This window comes from Alkalihalobacterium chitinilyticum (assembly GCF_029028005.1).
Taxonomy (GTDB): Bacteria; Bacillota; Bacilli; order Bacillales; family Bacillaceae_F; genus Alkalihalobacterium; species Alkalihalobacterium chitinilyticum.
Genome location: NZ_JAOTPO010000040.1, coordinates 1 through 2,525, shown reverse-complemented (window position 1 = coordinate 2,525; position 2,525 = coordinate 1). Strand labels below are relative to the sequence as shown.

Here is a 2,525-nt window from a genome sequence, read left to right as displayed (position 1 = left end):
TGTTTTTGTCAATATTAATTTGAGCCATAGTGATCACTTCAAAAGTGAGCCATTCTACGATACTTAGTTCCCATTAATGGGGGCAAGACACACAAACACCCCGCGCTTCCTATTGGTTATCTTTTTGTTTCATACTTTGTCTGAATCGATATGACTCTCCATTCATCAAGAGAATATGTGAACGATGAGTGAGTCTGTCTAATAGCGCAGCTGTCATCTTTTCATCCCCAAAAACATCCGTCCACTCTGTAAACTCTAGGTTAGTAGTAATGATTACACTGGCTCTTTCGTATCGACTTGAAAAGAATTGGAATAAGAGTTCAGATCCTATTTTCGAAAAGGGGACGTAGCCCAATTCATCAACGATGATCACATCAAATTTGAGCCACTTTTTTTCTAGAGAATTAAATTTATGTTCTTCTTTTGCCATTAATAATTCTTCCACTAGTTCAGAAGCTGTAATAAATTTAACTTTATATCCACTTTGAATCATTTCAATTCCTAGCCCAGTTGCCAAGTGAGACTTACCAGTCCCACTGTTTCCTAGAAAAATAATATTCTCTTTCTTCTCAACGAACTCTCCCTTAGCTAATGTTAAGAAGCGATTTTTGTTTAAACTAGGTATTAAACTAAAGTCATAGTCATCTAGTGTTTTTACTACAGGAAATGAAGCTTGTTTTAATCTTCTTTGCTTTTGATTTTCTTCTCTAGTTTGCGCTTCAATTTCTAACAGTGCTAATAGATATCCCTCATAACTAAGGTTTCGTTCTTCTGCTTCTCTTGCGAGAGAACGGTAATTAGTCGCTATTGTAGGCATTCTTAACTGTTTTGTAATATGATCTAACAAAATCTCTGTTTTCACTGCATCTGACCTCCTGTTAATTGTCTGAATTTTGCTATATTAGCCTTTTGAACTTTATAGTTCAAAAGATTCGTAGGCGCTTTCTCATTTGAGAGTTGGTGAACATTTAAGGTATTGTTTGTTAGTCGTTGTATAATTTCGTGAACGACTTCATAACGATAAACCTTAGTTTCTTCAGCTTCTAGCAAAGCTGTGGTTAACTTGTCCATGCCGATTTCTCTGTGAAGGAGGAGAAGTCGAATAAACTTTCGATCTCCTACAGACCCTTCTTGTTCTCTCATCTTACGATGAAAACGTCTGAATACATCAGGAATATCAGATGAGTGAAATGCATGTGCATCTCTAATCGCTCTTGGCTTTTTGAGTAATATTTCAAGATAATGATCAAGTTCTGTTACCATTTGATTTCGTTCGTAAGAACGCTTATGTTCAGCGATCACTTGATTTTGAGCCATAACGATCACCCGATCGACAAAAATTTTTGTCCAAACGGATTGCCCTACATAACGACTCGGAACAGAATATTGATTTGTTTCTACAGTAATCAAAGATGTTTTATTGACTTGACATGATACTAGTTTACAAGCTTCGAACTGACTATCTGGTAAAGGGTGAAAGTATTCCTTTTCTTTTTCCCACAGTTCAAAAACAGTTTCTTGAGAGCCAGGAACTTTCTTGCGCTTAGCCTCTGCCAAACACCAATCTATTAAGTACTCATTTAATTCATCAATCGATTGAACAGTTGGATAGGGAACTAGAGCGTTTCTCCTTATATATCCCACTGTTCCTTCAACACGTCCTTTTTCATTTCCAGAACGCACGTTACAGAATTCAGCTTTAAATAAGTAGTGGGCTTGAAGAGCAAGAAATGTCTCCTGTTCAAGACGATCTCGACCTTGTAGAACTTTAACAACAGCTGTTCTCAAATTGTCGAATAGCCCTTCGGTAGGAACACCACCGAAAAATTCAAACGCATGTACAAAACCATCAAGAAATGCTTCTTGTTTTTCATGAAGATACGCTCGTACAAATCTAAGCCGACTGGCAGAAAGTTGAGCGCAAAAGAGGAAAATTCGTTTCGTTTGACCCTGTAGTGTAACATCCGCCTCTCCCCAGTCAAATTGGAATTGGTGGCCGAGTTGAAATTCCAGAGGAATGTATGCATCCTGTAGTTTTTTCTTGCGTTTTCTAACTAATTTTCGTGTGTTTGATTCTGATCCTTTAAAGTCATATTCCTCTACTAATCTTCTATAAATTCTAGCAGCTGTGTGTTTCTGCTTGCCCCAACGTTTTAAATCGTCCTCTAACCATTGATCAATAATAGGTATTACACGCTTGGTTTCATCAGATAACTCTTTATGAGAGTATGTATTCTTACGATGTATTGTCGTTGGTGCTTGATTTTGTTTTAGATACTTACTAACAGTATTTCTGGAAATACCAAGTTTTGTCGCAATTTGTCTTTGTGATAATCCTTCAACCTCTTTCAAGAATTTGATATTATAAAATTGAGCCATGTTGATCATCCTTTTTTCCTCTCTCCTAATTGATAGTTTGGTCACTTTCAATCATAAGAGAGGTTAATTAAATTGGAAATCATGTGGCTCATTTTTTATGTGATCGAACTACTGGAAAGTGGCTCAATATTAAATTATCAAATACA

2 protein-coding genes are annotated in these 2,525 nt (G+C 36.5%); both read right to left on the bottom strand.

Annotated features, from left to right (window positions below):
• Positions 1–109: 109 nt before the first annotated feature.
• Complete coding sequence (gene istB / locus N7Z68_RS24090; protein ID WP_275120949.1) at positions 110–862, bottom strand: IS21-like element helper ATPase IstB; 753 nt, start codon at positions 860–862, stop codon at positions 110–112.
• Positions 859–2,379: an IS21 family transposase gene (gene istA / locus N7Z68_RS24085; protein ID WP_275120948.1), complete on the bottom strand. Its 1,521-nt coding sequence runs from the start codon at positions 2,377–2,379 to the stop codon at positions 859–861. Before istA ends, istB begins: the two co-directional genes overlap by 4 nt.
• Positions 2,380–2,525 lie beyond the last annotated feature (146 nt).

What these genes read in the sequence shown, in the direction of transcription:
- istA (WP_275120948.1), bottom strand. Translation starts at nt 2,379, where the DNA reads ATGGCTCAATTTTATAATATCAAATTCTTGAAAGAGGTTGAAGGATTA.